This window comes from Leclercia barmai (assembly GCF_049312895.1).
Lineage (GTDB): Bacteria > Pseudomonadota > Gammaproteobacteria > Enterobacterales > Enterobacteriaceae > Enterobacter > Enterobacter barmai.
Genome location: NZ_JBMNWZ010000004.1, coordinates 77709 through 93632, shown reverse-complemented (window position 1 = coordinate 93632; position 15924 = coordinate 77709). Strand labels below are relative to the sequence as shown.

Here is a 15924-nt window from a genome sequence, read left to right as displayed (position 1 = left end):
ATTAGTTCAACGAGGTCGCCGCCATGCCCGCTGTGAATTTACGCCATATCGAGATTTTCCACGCCGTGATGACGGCGGGGAATCTGACCGAAGCCGCGCGTCTGCTGCACACCTCCCAGCCGACGGTGAGCCGCGAGCTGGCGCGCTTCGAGAAGGTGATCGGCCTGACGCTGTTTGAACGCACGCGCGGGCGTTTGCACCCCACGGTGCAGGGGCTGCGTCTGTTCGAGGAAGTGCAGCGCTCCTGGTACGGGCTGGATCGCATCGTCAGCGCCGCCGACAGCCTGCGCGAGTTTCGCCAGGGGGAGCTCTCCATCGTCTGCCTGCCGGTCTTCTCCCAGTCATTCCTGCCTGCCCTGCTGCAGCCGTTCCTCGCCCGCTACCCGGATGTGAATCTCACCATCGTGCCGCAGGAGTCACCCCTGCTGGAGGAGTGGCTCTCGGCCCAGCGCCACGATCTCGGCCTGACCGAAACCCTCGCCACCCCGGCGGGTACTGCCCGCCACGAGCTGCTGTCGTTAGATGAGGTGTGCGTCCTGCCTGCCGGACATCCGCTGGCTGAAAAAGCGGTGCTGACGCCGGGGGATTTTCAGGGCGAGAACTACATCAGCCTGTCGCGCACCGACAGTTACCGGCAGCTGTTGGATCAGCTTTTTGCCGAGCATCAGGTGAAACGGCGGATGGTGGTGGAGACCCACAGCGCGGCATCAATCTGCGCCATGGTGCGGGCGGGAGTAGGGATTTCGGTGGTGAACCCGCTGACGGCGCTGGATTATGCCGACAGCGGGATCGTGATCCGTCGCTTCAGTATTTCGGTGCCGTTTACGGTGAGCCTGATCCGCCCCCTGCACCGTCCGGCCTCGGCGCTGGTGGACGCCTTCAGCACGCATCTGCAACAGGGGCTGGCGACCCTCACCGGCCCGCTGGAGCAGCTGTTGTCCTCGCCCGTTACGAAAGCATAAATTCCACCGCATCGGCGGCGTGGATCGCGGCGGTATCAAACACCGGGATCGGGCTCTCATCCGCCGGAACCAGCAGGCCAATCTCGGTGCAGCCGAAGATCACCCCCTGCGCGCCTCGATCGGCCAGTTTCTGGATCACCTCAAGATAGTAACGGCGTGACGCCTCGCTGAAGGTGCCGAGACAGAGCTCGTCGAAGATAATCTGATTGATACGCGCCCGGTCCGCTTCGTCCGGGATCAGGCTCTCAATGCCGTACTGCGCCGTCAGTCGTCCGCGGTAGAAATCCTGCTCCATGGTGTAGCGCGTGCCAAGCAGCGCCACGCGGTTCATGCCCGCCGCCGTGATCGCCCGGCCCGTGGCGTCGGCGATATGCAGGAACGGCAGCGAACAGCGGGTTTCAATCTGCTCCGCGACTTTGTGCATGGTATTGGTACAGAGCAGAATGGCCTGCGCCCCTGCTCCCTGCAGGCCCAGCGCCGCAGTCGCCAGGATCTCCCCGGCCTTTTCCCAGTCGCCGCTGGACTGGCAGGCTTCGATCTCATGGAAATCGACGCTGTGCAGCAGCAGGCTCGCCGAATGTAATCCCCCGAGGCGCTGTTTTACCCCTTCGTTGATCAGACGATAATATGGAATGGTGGACTCCCAGCTCATTCCCCCCAACAGGCCAATCGTTTTCATCGTGCTCTCCTTTCCGGTTTCATCCAGTGAAGCAAACTTGTGATCGAGTTTCCAGTTCTCTGGTTCGACATTTCCTTTTAGCCCTCTCTGGGATAAATTAAATGAAACGATGTTTCACTATATAACAGGACATGAGCATGTTTATTTTCCACAAAGAGACGCAGCTTGAAGATCTGGGTAACGGCGTGACGCGCCGCATTCTGGCGCACGACGGCAAAATGATGGCGGTTGAGGTTAATTTTGAACAGGGCGCCGTTGGCCCAATGCATAACCATCCGCATGAGCAGCTGACCTATGTTTTGTCCGGCGAGTTCGAATTTACCATCGGTGAAGAGAAACATGTCGTCACCGCTGGGGATACGCTTTATAAGGAGCCGCATATTATGCACGGCTGCGTTTGCCTGAAACCGGGCACCCTGCTGGATACCTTTACCCCGGTGCGTGAAGACTTCCTCAAATAAATGAAAAAGGCGATGTTCCGGCATCGCCTTTTTTCTGCTTAAGCGCAATTTCGCGTTATTTCAGCCGTTAATCATTCAATAAGTTAATAATATCCCCGCTAGCTTAATTGCCATGTTACAGATTTGCTACAAATATTAGTAGTTTGTATCTGCCGCCAATAATTTCCAGAATACCTGAGCAAAGTCCTCTGTTTAGCCGGTTCTCTCCACCTTGCTATTCCGCGCAAACCGATAAAAATGCCACCCATCTCACCTTATTGAAACGCTGTTTCGACCTTGATCACATTTCCACTATTTATCGAATGACGTGGATTTTAATCGCAATAAAATAAATTAAAACGACGTTTTACAATTTGAAAACGATGGTTCATAAGTTTTAAAAAATTGAAACACCGGCTTGCACCAGGCGTAAAGATTCCGTTTTAAACCCTTAATTACCAGGTAGGTATGTATGAATGAAAACAAGATGCTGGGGCTGGCGTGGATATCACCCTACATAATTGGGTTGATACTTTTCACCGCCTTCCCCTTTGTCTCATCGTTCTTCCTCAGTTTTACTGAGTATGACTTGATGAGCCCGCCGGTATTTAACGGCATCGAAAACTATCGCTACATGTTTACGGAAGATACCCTCTTCTGGAAATCCATGGGCGTGACCTTTGCCTACGTATTTTTAACTATCCCGCTGAAGCTGGCCTTTGCGCTGGGTATTGCCTTTGTTCTGAACTTTAAATTGCGCGGCATCGGCTTCTTCCGTACCGCTTACTATATTCCGTCGATCCTTGGCAGCTCCGTTGCTATCGCCGTTCTGTGGCGTGCGCTGTTCGCGATTGATGGCCTGCTTAACAGCTTTATTGGCGTGTTTGGTTTTGACGCGGTGAACTGGCTTGGCGAGCCGTCCCTGGCGCTGATGTCCGTCACCCTGCTGCGCGTGTGGCAGTTCGGCTCCGCGATGGTAATTTTCCTCGCCGCCCTGCAAAACGTACCGCAGTCGCAGTACGAAGCCGCCATGATTGACGGCGCCTCTAAATGGCAGATGTTCATGAAAGTAACCGTGCCGCTGATCACCCCGGTTATCTTCTTTAACTTCATCATGCAGACCACCCAGGCGTTCCAGGAATTTACCGGTCCGTATGTTATTACCGGCGGTGGACCAACCTACTCCACCTACCTGTTCTCACTGTACATCTACGACACCGCATTCAAGTACTTTGACATGGGTTACGGCGCGGCGCTGGCCTGGATCCTGTTCCTGGTGGTTGCTGTCTTTGCCGCTATCGCCTTTAAGTCTTCGAAATACTGGGTCTTCTACTCCGCCGATAAGGGAGGCAAAAATGGCTGATATTCAACAACTCTCCACGGCGAGAAGCATCGCAGAGCGTGAAGTGGCGCGTACCCAGCGTCGTGAAAAAATTAGCGCCGGCATTCGCTATGTGATCCTGCTGTTTGTTGGCCTGCTGATGCTCTATCCGCTGGTGTGGATGTTCTCGGCGTCGTTCAAACCGAACCACGAGATCTTCACCACCCTGAGCCTGTGGCCGGCACACGCCACCTGGGACGGCTTTGTAAACGGCTGGAAAACCGGTACCGAGTATAACTTCGGCCATTACATGCTGAACACCTTTAAGTATGTGATCCCGAAAGTGATCCTGACCATTATCTCATCCACCATCGTGGCGTACGGCTTTGCCCGCTTCGAGATCCCGTGGAAGAAGTTCTGGTTCGCGACGCTGATTACCACCATGTTGCTGCCAAGCACCGTACTGCTGATCCCTCAGTACCTGATGTTCCGTGAAATGGGCATGCTGAACAGCTATATGCCGCTGTACCTGCCGCTGGCCTTCGCCACGCAAGGGTTCTTCGTCTTCATGCTGATCCAGTTCCTGCGCGGCGTACCGCGTGACATGGAAGAGGCGGCGCAGATTGACGGCTGTAACTCCATTCAGGTGCTGTGGTACGTGGTCGTGCCAATCCTGAAGCCAGCCATCATCTCCGTGGCGCTGTTCCAGTTCATGTGGTCAATGAACGACTTTATCGGGCCACTGATTTATGTCTACAGCGTGGATAAATACCCGATTGCACTGGCTCTGAAAATGTCCATCGACGTCACCGAAGGTGCGCCGTGGAACGAAATTCTGGCAATGGCGAGCATCTCCATTCTGCCATCCATCATTGTCTTCTTCCTGGCACAGCGCTACTTCGTACAGGGCGTAACCAGCAGCGGAATTAAAGGTTAAGAGGGAAATATCATGGCTGAAGTTATCTTCAACAAACTGGAAAAGGTTTACTCCAACGGCTTCAAAGCGGTACATGCTATCGACCTGAAAATCGCTGAAGGGGAGTTCATGGTCATCGTCGGCCCTTCCGGCTGCGCCAAGTCCACCACCCTGCGTATGCTGGCCGGTCTGGAGACCATCAGCGGCGGCGAAGTGCGCATCGGCGAAAAGATCGTCAACAACCTCGCGCCAAAAGAGCGCGGGATTGCGATGGTGTTCCAGAACTATGCGCTCTATCCGCACATGACCGTGCGGGAAAACCTGGCCTTTGGCCTGAAGCTGAGCAAGCTGCCGAAAGCGCAGATTGAATCCCAGGTTAACGAAGCGGCAAAAATCCTCGAGCTGGAAGAGCTGCTGGACCGTCTGCCGCGCCAGCTCTCCGGTGGTCAGGCCCAGCGCGTGGCCGTGGGCCGTGCGATTGTGAAAAAGCCAGACGTGTTCCTCTTTGACGAACCGCTGTCCAACCTCGACGCCAAACTGCGTGCGTCGATGCGTATCCGTATCTCCGACCTGCACAAGCAGCTCAAGGCCTCCGGCAAACCGGCGACCACCGTCTACGTGACGCACGATCAGACCGAAGCCATGACCATGGGCGACCGCATCTGCGTGATGAAGCTCGGCCACATCATGCAGGTGGATACCCCGGACAACCTGTACCACAAACCGAAAAACATGTTCGTGGCCGGCTTTATCGGCTCACCGGAGATGAACATCCGCGCCAGCAGGCTGGTGCAGGAAGACGGTCAGCTGGCGCTGACCATCGGCAACCAGACCCTGCCGTTAAGCGCTGAGCTGAAAGAGAAAGTCGCCAGCTACGCCAACCAGGACATTTTCTACGGCATTCGCCCTGACTTTGTCTCTATCTCCGACGAGCCGTTTGCCGAAGGGTGCTGCACCGGCGAAATGGTCCGCGCCGAGAACATGGGCCATGAATTCTTCGTGTACCTGAAAGTTGGCGAGTATGAACTGACAGCCCGAATCCCTTCCGATGAAGCTAAGCCTATGATCAACAAGGGTCTTCACCGTAAGGTTTACTTTAAGTTCGATATGAATAAGTGTCATATTTTTGACGCAAAAACTGAACAGAACATCTCTCTTTAATGGAGTTATAAAAATGAAAAAAGTGCTTTTAAGCGCCGTTATCTCCGCTACCTTTGGAATGAGTGCCCTACCCACTTTTGCTGCGGACAGCACCGATTTGCGTATGTCCTGGTGGGGCGGCAATGGCCGTCACCAGGTCACCCTGAAAGCTCTGGAAGAGTTCCACAAACAGAACCCGGATATTAACGTTAAGTCGGAATACACCGGCTGGGACGGTCACCTGTCGCGTCTGACCACGCAGATTGCGGGCGGCACCGAGCCGGACGTGATGCAGACCAACTGGAACTGGCTGCCGATCTTCTCGAAAACCGGCGACGGCTTCTACGATCTGAACAAGATGAAGGACGTGATCGACCTTTCTCAGTTCGATCCCAAAGAGCTGCAGTCCACCACGGTGAACGGCAAGCTGAACGGTATTCCGATCTCCGTGACCGCGCGCGTCTTCTACTTCAACGATGAAGCCTGGAAAAAAGCGGGCGTAGAGTACCCGAAAACCTGGGATGAGCTGATGGCGGCGGGCAAAGCCTTCGAAAGCAAACTGGGCAAACAGTACTACCCGGTGGTGCTGGAGCACCAGGATACCCTGGCGCTGCTGAACTCTTACATGATCCAGAAGTACAACATCCCGGCGGTGGACGAGAAGACGAAGAAATTCTCCTATACCAAAGAGCAGTGGGTTGAGTTCTTCCAGACCTACAAAAAGCTGATCGACAGCCACGTAATGCCGGACACCAAGTACTACGCGTCGTTCGGTAAGAGCAACATGTATGAGATGAAGCCGTGGATCGAGGGTGAATGGGGCGGCACCTATATGTGGAACTCCACCATCAAGAAATACTCCGATAACCTGAAGCCACCAGCGAAACTTGAGCTGGGCAGCTACCCAATGCTGCCGGGCGCAACGGATGCCGGTCTGTTCTTCAAACCAGCCCAGATGCTCTCTATCGGTAAATCTACCAAGAACCCGGAAGCGGCAGCGAAAGTCATCAACTTCCTGCTGAACAGTAAAGAAGGCGTTGAGACTCTGGGTCTGGAGCGTGGCGTACCGCTGAGCAAAGTGGCGGTGAAATACCTGACCGAAGACGGCACCATCAAAGAGAACGATCCGGCGGTTGCGGGCCTGCGTCTGGCGCAGTCTCTGCCAGCCAAACTCTCCGTATCGCCCTACTTTGACGACCCGCAGATCGTGGCCCAGTTCGGTACTTCTCTGCAGTACATCGACTATGGCCAGAAAACCGTCGAAGAGACTGCAGCTGACTTCCAGCGTCAGGCTGAACGTATACTGAAACGCGCAATGCGCTAATTCCCTTACGTTATCAATACCCTACCGCCCAGGCGGTGGGGTATTTTTTTATCTGAAGGAACATACTATGAAAGGAAAAATCATTCCCCTGAGTTTTCGGACCCGCCACGACAGCGAAACCGGACACGAGGTGATCCGCCTGACGCCACCGCACATCATCTGTCACCGTAACTACTTCTATCAGAAATGTTTTACCCAGGACGGCAGCAAGCTGATCTTTGGCGGTGCCTTCGAAGGGCACTGGAACTACTACCTGCTGGATATTGCCCGCCAACAGGCGACCCAGCTCACCGACGGCGCCGGCGATAACACCTTTGGCGGCTTCCTCTCCGCAGACGATCGCTCTCTGTGGTACGTGAAAAACAGCCGCGAGCTGCGGCGCGTCGATCTCGAGAGTCTGGAAGAGTACGTGGTGTATGAGGTGGATGACGAGTGGGTGGCGTACGGCACCTGGGTGGCGAACTCAGACTGCACGAAGCTGGTGGGCATCGAGATCAAAAAAAGCGACTGGCAGCCGCTCACCGACTGGAGCAAGTTCCGCGCGTTTTACTTCACAAACCCGGAATGCCGCCTGATCAATATCGACCTGCAAACCGGCGAGCGCCGGGTGATTTTGCAGGAAAAACGCTGGCTCGGGCACCCGATCTACCGCCCGTTTGACGACAACACCGTGGCGTTTTGTCACGAGGGGCCGCGCGATGCGATCGATGCCCGCATGTGGCTGATTCACGAGGATGGCAGCAACCTGCGCAAGGTGCGCCAGCATGGCGAAGGCGAGAGTTTTACCCACGAATTCTGGGTGCCGGACGGCTCGGCGCTCTATTACGTGGCGCACAAGGAGAACGATCCGCAGCGCTATCTGTTCAGCGCCGATCCCGCCACGCTGGAAAATCGCCAGCTGATGGCGATCCCGCCCTGCTCCCACCTGATGAGTAACCACGACGGGTCGCTGATCGTGGGCGACGGCGCGCCGCACAACACCGGCGATATCAGCCTCAATGATCCCTTTATCTGGGTGTTTGATATTCAAAAAGGGACGCAGACCGCCATCTGTCAGCACAATACCAGCTGGAAAGTGCTGGATGGCGATCGTCAGGTGACCCATCCGCATCCGTCGTTTTCGCCGGACAATAAGTGGGTGCTGTATACGTCAGATGAAGAAGGCATGCCGGCGCTGTATCTGGCGCAGGTGTGAAAAAAGCCGGGTGGCGGCTACGCCTTACCCGGCCTACAAAAGCGTCGCCGCCAGGCAAAAAAAACCGCTGCCCATGGGCAGCGGTTTTTTATCAATGCGCTGGATTAACGCGCCAGCCAGCCGCCGTCAACCGCTACGGTGTAGCCGTTGATGTAGTCAGATGCGCCGGACGCCAGGAACACAACCGGGCCCATCAGATCGCTTGGCAGACCCCAGCGACCCGCAGGGATACGCTCGAGGATTGCCGCGCTACGCTCTTCGTCAGCACGCAGCTGCTGGGTGTTGTTGGTCGCCATGTAGCCCGGCGCGATAGCGTTGACGTTGATGTTGTGCTGCGCCCACTCATTCGCCAGCAGACGGGTTACGCCCATTACGCCGCTTTTGGAAGCGGTGTAAGACGGGACACGGATGCCGCCCTGGAAGGAGAGCATAGAGGCGATGTTGATGATCTTGCCGCCGTTGCCCTGGGCGATAAAGTGCTTCGCGGCCGCCTGAGACATGAAGAACACGCTCTTGATGTTCAGGTTCATGACGTCGTCCCAGTCCTGCTCGCTGAAGTTGATCGCGTCTTCACGACGGATCAGACCGGCGTTGTTCACCAGAATGTCGATTTTACCGAATTCAGCCACCGCACGATCCAGCAGCTCAGGGATCGCGTCGATTTTACGCAGGTCAGCGGTCAGGCTCAGGAAACGGCGGCCCAGCGCGGTTACACGCTCGATGGTCTCCTGCGGCTCAACGATGTTGATACCCACGATGTCGCAGCCCGCTTCTGCCAGACCCACCGCCATGCCCTGGCCGAGGCCAGTGTCGCAACCGGTCACAACCGCAACTTTACCCTGCAGAGAAAATGCATCCAGAATCATTTTTAATCCTTATCTTTCAGCGCCTGAACGAACAGGCAAGTTTATGCTTAACTGTCCGCGACTAGCGCAGATCCTTAACGGCAACGTGGTCCATATCATCGAAGACCTGGTTTTCACCGACCATGCCCCAGATGAAGGTATAGGCACGCGTGCCTACGCCGGAGTGAATAGACCAGCTTGGAGAGATGACTGCCTGCTCGTTATGCATAACGATATGGCGCGTCTCCTGCGGCTGACCCATCATATGGAATACGCAGGCGTCTTCTTCCATATTGAAGTAGAAGTACACTTCCATGCGGCGCTCGTGGGTATGGCACGGCATGGTGTTCCACAGGTTGCCCGGCTCAAGCTCGGTCAGACCCATGCTGAGCTGGCAGGTTTCCAGCACATCAGGAACGAAGTATTTGTTGATGGTGCGGCGGTTGCTGGTGAGGTTGTCACCGAGCGTGACCGGAGAAACCTCCGCCGGGGTCACTTTTTTGGTTGGATACGTGGTGTGTGCCGGGGCGCAGTTATAGTAGAACTTCGCCGGTTTGCTGCTATCGACGCTGGCGAATACCACTTCCTGCGCGCCTTTACCGACGTACAGGGCATCGCGATGGCCAATTTCATAGCACTGACCGTCAACGGTGATGGTGCCCGGGCCGCCGATATTAATTACGCCCAGCTCGCGACGCTCCAGGAAGAAGCTGACGCCCAGCTGTTTGCCCACTTCGCCACCGACAGAGACCGTTTTGGCAACCGGCATGATGCCGCCAACGATGATGCGGTCAATGTGGCTGTACACCATGCTGTATTCATCAGCGACAAACACTTTCTCGACTAAAAACTCATCACGCAGCCCCTGGGTATCCAGCGTTTTTGCATGCGCGCTGTGGATGCTTTGTCTGACTTCCACATTAACCTCCAGAATTTATCGGCCCCGAAGGCCTGGATAATTAACAAAACGATGTTCCGTTTTCATGATGGGCACATATTATCTGCTGTGAAATGGGTTTTCAATTACATTCAAAACGATGTTTCACTTTTTCTGCAAGTTAATCTCAAAATTGCAATTGCGATCACGATTGTCAGGGAGTTGACAACGCTTTCTTTAAACATTTTTTTAATTATTTAGCGTTAATTTTTATAATAAACAATCAGTTATGAAAGGATTAAAAATTAATGCCGCGATGAGATAAAACTCAACGAATTTAACGAATTTGATGAGTCAGCGGGGTTTTCCTTCAGAAGTGCGCCACCAGTCACACACACTGAAACGATGTTTTGATATTTTAACACCCAGTTTTTAAACTCATATTTTACCGATCGGACCGCAGGCGCGATCCTGCCGTCGAATTCAAGGAGTGCATCATGGCAAAAGGTATGCGGGTCAAACTGAACTACGAGGTCAGTCGCGATCCGGATACAGGCGTGGAAGTGACCCGCCTGACCCCCCCTGAAGTTACCTGTCATCGTAACTACTTCTACCAAAAGTGCTTTTTCAACGATGGTAGCCACCTGCTGTTTGCCGGTGAATTCGATGGCCACTGGAACTACTATCTGCTGGATCTGAAAAACGCCGAAGCGGTGCAGTTAACCGAAGGCGCGGGTGATAACACCTTCGGCGGCTTCCTGTCGCCGGATGATAAATCCCTCTATTACGTTAAGAATGATCGCACTCTGCGGGAAGTCAATCTGACCACCTTTGAAGAGCGCGAAGTCTATCGCGTCAGCGACGACTGGGTCGGCTATGGCACCTGGGTGGCGAACAGCGACTGCACCAAACTGGTCGGTATCGAAATCGCGAAAAGCGACTGGACGCCGCTGAACGACTGGAAAATCTTCCACGACTTCTTCCATAAAGGGCCGCACTGCCGCCTGCTGCGGGTCGATCTGCAGACCGGTGAAAGCAGCGTGATCCACGAAGAGAAAAACTGGCTCGGTCACCCGATTTACCGTCCGTTTGACGACAATACCGTCGCGTTCTGCCATGAAGGTCCGCACGATCTGGTGGATGCCCGCATGTGGATGGTCAACGAAGACGGCAGCAACGTGCGTAAGGTGAAAGAGCACGCCGAAGGCGAAAGCTGCACCCATGAATTCTGGGTCCCGAACGGCTCGGCGCTGGTGTATGTCTCTTATCTGAAAGGTGAGCAAGGACGTACCGTGTACAGCTTCAACCCGGATACCGGCGAGAACAAAGCGGTAATGAAGATGCCAGCCTGTTCGCATCTGATGAGTAACTTTGACGGCACGCTGCTGGTGGGGGACGGTTCCGGCACTCCGGTGGATGTGAAAGATACCAGCGGCTACACCATCGACAACGATCCGTATCTCTACGCGTTTGACGTGGCGAAAGAGGCTTACTTCCGCATCGCGCGTCACGATACTTCCTGGGCAACCGTGGCCAACAGCCGCCAGGTGACCCATCCGCACCCTTCCTTTACCCCGGATGATAAAGCGGTTCTGTTTAGTTCTGATAAAGACGGCAAACCTGCTCTCTATATTGCGAAGCTTCCTGAGCAACCTGAATTATTGCGTGAATAAATGTTAGTGTTTGTGTTCCTGTAACTGGCCTTGCCCTCCTTTATGGAGGGCTTTTTTTATTGTCCGCTTTTATCAGCACCGCCAGATAACAGATATAAAAAAACCGGCTCATAAGAGCCGGTTTATCCCGAAGGTACTGCTTGTTATCAGAATGAATATGCAACGCCGACACGCAGACGGGTCTGACGCTCATCGGTCTCTTTCACACCAACGTTACCCACTTCGCCGTACGGTGCCCAGTTTTTATCAATTTTGTACGCCAGCTTGACGTTATATTCCTGGGAGTAATCTTTGTTATTATTACGAATCGTCCCTTCGGAGCTTTTCGCGTATACGTAGTTAAGCTCGGTGCGCCAGTCGCCCATTACCCAACCTACCCACGCATCACCACGGTTAACTTTATCATCGTCTTTATTCGAGCTTGATGGATAACGGGTGTAGTCATAGCGATAACGGGCTGCGACATAGAAGCCATTATCAAAGCTATATTGCGCGTGCAGATAGGGTTTATAAATGGTGAAGCTGTCTTTACTTTCGAGCGTAAAACCTGGTGTTAACGCAATGTTCTGGTTGGCTTTCCAGCGCCAGCTGATCTGATCTTCGTGACCGTTACCCACCACATCCGCAAATGGCTGGTCAGCTTTATCGCCGCCTGATTTCCATTTTGCTTCTACAGAAAAACCAAAACCATTTTCGAAACGGTGCGAAACCGCAACACGGTCTGCGTTCGAGCCGCTATCGATGTATTCGTGACGCAGATCCACGGTGACAGCCTGAGCTGCGAAAGAAGCGCCAATAAGTGAAGCAAGGACCAGAGATTTCTTAAACATGGAAAAACCCTCGTTTAAAATGATGTTTCGTTTTTATGGAATTGCATTTTATTTTTTTAAATACGTAATTTTAGTGATCATGATCGTAATTATTTGTTTCATTTTTTTTGGCAAAGCCAGCCGTGAGCAATATCAACAAAAGAAGAGTTTTAAGGGGAATTTAACGGATCGCGATCACACTAAATCGTTATTAGCGATTCAGTGAATGCGTTAAATATTTCGAGGGTGTTTGAGAATTGACTTACAAGGGTAAAAATATGACGGGAGTCACAAACAAATAAGCCTCCGTGGACGGAGGCCTGTTTTGGTTGATATATATCAACGCGAATTATCTTTCTATGGCTAATGCCACGCCCTGTCCGCCGCCGATGCACAGGGTTGCCAGCCCTTTGCGGACATCGCGTTTCACCATCTCATGCACCAGCGAGACCAGAATGCGGCAGCCCGAGGCACCGATAGGGTGGCCCAGCGCAATGGCGCCGCCGTTGACGTTGACCCGGCGTTCATCCCACTCCAGCATTTTACCCACCGACAGCGCCTGAGCCGCAAAGGCTTCATTCACTTCGATCAGATCAACGTCCGCCAGCTGCCAGCCCGCCCGCTCCAGACAGCGGCGCGTGGCGTGTACCGGGGCGATCCCCATTAAGGCAGGATCGACGCCGACGCTGGCAAAGGCTTTGATCCGCGCCAGCACCGGCAGATTCAGCGATTCAGCTTTGCTCTCGCTCATCATCATTACCGCTGCGGCCCCGTCGTTAATAGAGGAGGCGTTTCCGGCGGTGACCGAGCCGGTAAGCTCAAAGGCAGGATTGAGCAGCGCCAGCCCTTCTGCGCTGGCGTCGGTGCGCGGCTGCTCGTCGGTATCCACCAGCAGATTCTCCCCGCCGGGCTTCTGGGCGACAACCGGCACAATCTCGTCCCGGAAGCGGCCTGCGTCGATAGCGGCCCGGGCCTTATGCTGGGAGCTCAGCGCGTAGGCATCCTGCAATTCGCGGGTGATGCCATATTCACGCGCCAGGTTTTCTGCGGTGACGCCCATATGGTAGTCGTTGAACGCGTCCCACAGGCCGTCATGCACCAGGCTGTCGATGAGCTGGCTGTTGCCCAGCTGCGCCCCGGTGCGGCTGTCGGTCAGCACGTGCGGCGCGCGGCTCATGTTCTCCTGGCCGCCCGCGATCACCACATCGGCTTCGCCGCACTGGATCGCCTGGGTCGCCAGATGCAGCGCCTTTAAGCCGGAGCCGCACACGTCATTGATGGTAATGGCAGAGACGGTGTTGGGTAATCCTCCCTTTAGCGCGGCCTGGCGGGCAGGGTTTTGCCCGGCACCGGCGGTCAGCACCTGACCGAGGATCACTTCGTCGATCTCGTGTGCCTCAATGCCGCTGCGCTCCACCAGCGCGCGCACCACCACGCTGCCTAATTCCACTGCCGAATGGCGTGAAAGCGCTCCCTGGAAACAGCCGATTGCGGTACGCAATGCACCCACTATCACGACGTCTTTCATCTCTACCTCTGTGCAAAATGACACCGCCCATAGTAGAGGGTTGTTATCAACTAATGATGTAATTGTTTAAAAAAAGTGAGTTTTATCACAAAGAATCCGTGGGCCCGGATTAACGCCCCGTGATGTATTCACGCAATTGATAATTTTCACGGTAATTATTAGATAACTCGTTGGCATTACCGGCGACGTGGCGATAAGTTAGGAATGCAAACACGCGTTAACACTGGAGTAACAAATGTCCGACTGTATCATTCCAGAAATAAAAGAATCAGAAGAAGAGATCATCGCCATCCGTCGTCATTTACATGCCAACCCCGAGCTAAGCCTGGAAGAGTTCAATACCAGCAACCTGGTGGCCCGCCAGCTCGAAGGCTGGGGCTACAAGGTGACGCGGGAGATCGGCAAAACCGGCGTGGTCGGCACGATCGCCAAAGGCCAGGGGACAAAATCCATCGGCCTGCGCGCCGACATGGATGCCCTGCCGATCTTCGAAGCCACCGACTTACCCTGGGCCAGCACCGTGCCGGGCAAAATGCACGCCTGCGGTCACGACGGCCACACGGCCATTTTATTAGCCGCCGCGAAATACATCGCCTCCGACGCCTGCCAGTTTAACGGCACCGTGCACCTTATCTTCCAGCCTGCCGAAGAGGCCATTGGCGGCGCGGATCTGATGATCAAAGACGGGTTGTTCGACCGCTTCCCCTGCGATCGTATTTTTGCCCTGCACAATATGCCTTACCTGCCGACCGGGAAATTTGGCTTCTATGAGGGCAACTTTATGGCCTCCGCCGATACCGTCAAAATCACCCTGAAAGGGTACGGCGGGCATGGCGCGCATCCGGAACGCACCGTGGATCCGATTGTGACCGGCGCGGCCCTGATCATGTCCCTGCAGAGCATTGTGGCGCGTAACGTGCCGCCGGGTGAAACCGCGGTCGTCACCGTTGGCACCTTCCAGGCGGGCATTGCCTCCAACGTGATCCCGGACAGCGCGGTGATGGAGCTGACGGTACGTTCGATGAAGCCGGAGATCCGCGACCTGCTGATCCGCCGTATTCAGGAGCTCACCGATTTCACCGCCCGCAGCTACGGTGCCACCAGCGAAGTGGAGATCTACGACTCCTACCCGGTGCTGGTGAACGATGCGGAACAGACCGCCTTTGCCCGCCAGCTGGCCGTGGAGTTCTTTGGTGAAGATGCGGTACTCGACAGCGTCTCCCCGTCCAACGGCAGCGAAGATTTTGCCTTTATGCTGCAGCAACGTCCGGGAAGCTACTTCCTGCTCGGCAACGGCGTGAAAGGGGAAAAAGGCGGCTGCATGGTGCATAACCCCGGCTACGACTTCAATGACGAGATCATCACCACCGGGGCCTCCTTCTTTGCCCGTCTGGTTGAAAACTATTGCCGTTAAGACAGGGACAGACTAATGAAAAAATACCTTTTACCGCTGGTGGCACTGCTGGCTGCCTCATCCGCCTTCGCGGCAGAGACTAAAGAGCTGCGTTTTGGCGTGGATCCGACCTTTGCCCCGTTTGAGTCCAAGAACCCGCAGGGCGAGGTGGTCGGGTTCGATATCGATCTGGGCAATGCCATCTGCCAGCAGCTGCAGGCGAAATGCGTCTGGGTTGAAAGCAATTTCGACGGCATCATTCCGTCCCTGAAGGCGCGTAAGTTTGATGCCATCCTTTCGGGGATGTACATCACCGACAAACGCAAAGAGCAGATTGCCTTTAGCGACAAGATCTACAGCGGCCCGGCCTTCCTGGTGGCACGCAAAAACACGCTTCCCGGCAACAGCGTGGATCAGCTGAAAGGGAAAACCATCGGCGTGGAGCAGGGTTCCGCTCAGGAGACCTATGCCAACGAGCAGTGGCGCGGCAAGGGCGTTAACGTGGTGGCCTATCAGGGTGCGGACCAGGTGATTCGCGACCTGGAATCGGGGCGTATCGATGGGGCGGTGCTCTCTGGGGTGATGGCGGATTATAGCTTCCTCAGCCAACCGCAGGGCAAAGAGTTTGCCTTTGTCGGCGGTGCGCTGCAGGACGACGCCCTGTTTGGCGCCGGGGCAGCCATCGGCCTGCGTAAAGAGGATGAGCAGCTGCGTAAGGATCTGAACGGCGCTATCGCCGCGATCCTCGCCGACGGTACCTATAAAAAGCTCGCCGCGAAATACTTCAGCTTCGATATCTATACCGGCAAATAGCGTTGTTCC

General features: G+C 54.9%; 15 protein-coding genes. 10 read left to right on the top strand and 5 right to left on the bottom strand.

What is annotated here, in order from left to right; genetic code table 11:
• Positions 1 to 23 precede the first annotated feature (23 nt).
• Positions 24 to 962: a LysR family transcriptional regulator gene (locus ACOYA6_RS16215; protein WP_422655004.1), complete on the top strand. Its 939-nt coding sequence runs from the start codon at positions 24 to 26 to the stop codon at positions 960 to 962.
• Here ACOYA6_RS16215 and ACOYA6_RS16210 read toward each other — a convergent pair.
• Positions 949 to 1641, bottom strand: a complete 693-nt coding sequence (locus ACOYA6_RS16210; protein ID WP_039029884.1) for an aspartate/glutamate racemase — start codon at positions 1639 to 1641, stop codon at positions 949 to 951. The genes ACOYA6_RS16215 and ACOYA6_RS16210 overlap by 14 nt on opposite strands.
• Positions 1642 to 1778: 137 nt before the next feature.
• On the opposite strand from ACOYA6_RS16210, the gene ACOYA6_RS16205 reads away from it, so the two are divergent.
• From ACOYA6_RS16205 to ACOYA6_RS16180, 6 genes are all read left to right on the top strand, one after another.
• Positions 1779 to 2102, top strand: a complete 324-nt coding sequence (locus tag ACOYA6_RS16205) for a cupin domain-containing protein (protein ID WP_114385821.1) — start codon at positions 1779 to 1781, stop codon at positions 2100 to 2102.
• Positions 2103 to 2553: 451 nt separating this feature from the next.
• Complete coding sequence (locus tag ACOYA6_RS16200) at positions 2554 to 3444, top strand: carbohydrate ABC transporter permease (RefSeq protein ID WP_039029882.1); 891 nt, start codon at positions 2554 to 2556, stop codon at positions 3442 to 3444.
• Positions 3437 to 4339, top strand: a complete 903-nt coding sequence (locus ACOYA6_RS16195; RefSeq protein WP_039029881.1) for a carbohydrate ABC transporter permease — start codon at positions 3437 to 3439, stop codon at positions 4337 to 4339. Before ACOYA6_RS16200 ends, ACOYA6_RS16195 begins: the two co-directional genes overlap by 8 nt.
• Positions 4340 to 4351: 12 nt before the next feature.
• Positions 4352 to 5479: an ABC transporter ATP-binding protein gene (locus ACOYA6_RS16190; protein ID WP_039029880.1), complete on the top strand. Its 1128-nt coding sequence runs from the start codon at positions 4352 to 4354 to the stop codon at positions 5477 to 5479.
• Positions 5480 to 5492: 13 nt separating this feature from the next.
• Positions 5493 to 6782, top strand: coding sequence for an ABC transporter substrate-binding protein (locus ACOYA6_RS16185; RefSeq protein ID WP_039029879.1), 1290 nt, complete (start codon positions 5493 to 5495; stop codon positions 6780 to 6782).
• Between the two features lie 67 nt (positions 6783 to 6849).
• On the top strand, positions 6850 to 7977 hold the full coding sequence (locus ACOYA6_RS16180; RefSeq protein WP_223075434.1) for an oligogalacturonate lyase family protein: 1128 nt from the start codon (positions 6850 to 6852) through the stop codon (positions 7975 to 7977).
• 104 nt (positions 7978 to 8081) lie between these two features.
• Here the strand turns inward: ACOYA6_RS16180 and kduD are convergent, their stop codons facing one another.
• The gene (gene kduD, locus ACOYA6_RS16175; RefSeq protein ID WP_039029877.1) at positions 8082 to 8843 is read right to left on the bottom strand and encodes a 2-dehydro-3-deoxy-D-gluconate 5-dehydrogenase KduD; all 762 of its coding nucleotides are present in this window, start codon (positions 8841 to 8843) and stop codon (positions 8082 to 8084) included.
• Between the two features lie 61 nt (positions 8844 to 8904).
• The gene (gene kduI, locus ACOYA6_RS16170; RefSeq protein ID WP_422655003.1) at positions 8905 to 9741 is read right to left on the bottom strand and encodes a 5-dehydro-4-deoxy-D-glucuronate isomerase; all 837 of its coding nucleotides are present in this window, start codon (positions 9739 to 9741) and stop codon (positions 8905 to 8907) included.
• A 455-nt stretch (positions 9742 to 10196) separates the two neighbouring features.
• Between kduI and ACOYA6_RS16165 the strand changes: the two genes are divergently transcribed.
• Entirely contained in the window at positions 10197 to 11372 is a 1176-nt protein-coding gene (locus ACOYA6_RS16165) for an oligogalacturonate lyase family protein (RefSeq protein ID WP_039029875.1), read from the top strand.
• Positions 11373 to 11518: 146 nt separating this feature from the next.
• Here ACOYA6_RS16165 and ACOYA6_RS16160 read toward each other — a convergent pair whose 3' ends face one another.
• Complete coding sequence (locus ACOYA6_RS16160; protein WP_039029874.1) at positions 11519 to 12202, bottom strand: oligogalacturonate-specific porin KdgM family protein; 684 nt, start codon at positions 12200 to 12202, stop codon at positions 11519 to 11521.
• A gap of 328 nt (positions 12203 to 12530) precedes the next feature.
• A complete protein-coding gene (locus tag ACOYA6_RS16155; protein WP_138370519.1) occupies positions 12531 to 13709 on the bottom strand; it encodes an acetyl-CoA C-acetyltransferase in 1179 nt (392 codons plus the stop codon).
• 235 nt (positions 13710 to 13944) lie between these two features.
• Between ACOYA6_RS16155 and ACOYA6_RS16150 the strand changes: the two genes are divergently transcribed.
• Together ACOYA6_RS16150 and ACOYA6_RS16145 are read left to right on the top strand one after the other, a co-directional pair.
• A complete protein-coding gene (locus ACOYA6_RS16150) occupies positions 13945 to 15123 on the top strand; it encodes a M20 aminoacylase family protein (RefSeq protein WP_422655002.1) in 1179 nt (392 codons plus the stop codon).
• Between the two features lie 15 nt (positions 15124 to 15138).
• A complete protein-coding gene (locus ACOYA6_RS16145) occupies positions 15139 to 15915 on the top strand; it encodes a lysine/arginine/ornithine ABC transporter substrate-binding protein (RefSeq protein ID WP_138370517.1) in 777 nt (258 codons plus the stop codon).
• Positions 15916 to 15924 lie beyond the last annotated feature (9 nt).

Bases quoted from the DNA above. Each gene is read 5' to 3' on its own strand.
- ACOYA6_RS16215 (WP_422655004.1), top strand. From the start codon at position 24: ATGCCCGCTGTGAATTTACGCCATATCGAGATTTTCCACGCCGTGATG.
- ACOYA6_RS16210 (WP_039029884.1), bottom strand. From the start codon at position 1,641: ATGAAAACGATTGGCCTGTTGGGGGGAATGAGCTGGGAGTCCACCATT.
- ACOYA6_RS16205 (WP_114385821.1), top strand. From the start codon at position 1,779: ATGTTTATTTTCCACAAAGAGACGCAGCTTGAAGATCTGGGTAACGGC.
- ACOYA6_RS16200 (WP_039029882.1), top strand. From the start codon at position 2,554: ATGAATGAAAACAAGATGCTGGGGCTGGCGTGGATATCACCCTACATA.
- ACOYA6_RS16195 (WP_039029881.1), top strand. From the start codon at position 3,437: ATGGCTGATATTCAACAACTCTCCACGGCGAGAAGCATCGCAGAGCGT.
- ACOYA6_RS16190 (WP_039029880.1), top strand. From the start codon at position 4,352: ATGGCTGAAGTTATCTTCAACAAACTGGAAAAGGTTTACTCCAACGGC.
- ACOYA6_RS16185 (WP_039029879.1), top strand. From the start codon at position 5,493: ATGAAAAAAGTGCTTTTAAGCGCCGTTATCTCCGCTACCTTTGGAATG.
- ACOYA6_RS16180 (WP_223075434.1), top strand. From the start codon at position 6,850: ATGAAAGGAAAAATCATTCCCCTGAGTTTTCGGACCCGCCACGACAGC.
- kduD (WP_039029877.1), bottom strand. From the start codon at position 8,843: ATGATTCTGGATGCATTTTCTCTGCAGGGTAAAGTTGCGGTTGTGACC.
- ACOYA6_RS16165 (WP_039029875.1), top strand. From the start codon at position 10,197: ATGGCAAAAGGTATGCGGGTCAAACTGAACTACGAGGTCAGTCGCGAT.
- ACOYA6_RS16160 (WP_039029874.1), bottom strand. From the start codon at position 12,202: ATGTTTAAGAAATCTCTGGTCCTTGCTTCACTTATTGGCGCTTCTTTC.
- ACOYA6_RS16155 (WP_138370519.1), bottom strand. From the start codon at position 13,709: ATGAAAGACGTCGTGATAGTGGGTGCATTGCGTACCGCAATCGGCTGT.
- ACOYA6_RS16150 (WP_422655002.1), top strand. From the start codon at position 13,945: ATGTCCGACTGTATCATTCCAGAAATAAAAGAATCAGAAGAAGAGATC.
- ACOYA6_RS16145 (WP_138370517.1), top strand. From the start codon at position 15,139: ATGAAAAAATACCTTTTACCGCTGGTGGCACTGCTGGCTGCCTCATCC.